We start from the raw sequence: 237 nt of genomic DNA on the forward strand, positions 1-237 counted from the left end.
ACATGATGCTATCGCTCGCCTGATTTCTCGGCTCAATCCCGTTGAGTTTCAGCACTGTTTTATTCATTGGGCTCAATGGGTTAACGAACGCTCAGAAGGGGAAATTATCGCCATTGACGGAAAAATGTTGCGGGGAACTTATGATGGCAAGAATCGGCAGTCGATGCTCCACATGGTGAGTGCGTTTGCCACCCAGAACGGCGTAGTGATGGGACAACTGAAGACAGACAAAAAGTC

The 237-nt window shown here is 48.5% G+C and carries 1 protein-coding gene; it reads left to right on the forward strand.

All coding sequences use genetic code 11. From position 1 onward, the window contains the following. Positions 1-237 (forward strand): ISAs1 family transposase (locus tag AAC854_RS23655; RefSeq protein WP_340619192.1); only part of this gene is annotated, 237 nt, incomplete at both ends.

The sequence above is a fragment of the Xenorhabdus entomophaga genome, from assembly GCF_037996725.1.
Lineage (GTDB): Bacteria > Pseudomonadota > Gammaproteobacteria > Enterobacterales > Enterobacteriaceae > Xenorhabdus > Xenorhabdus khoisanae.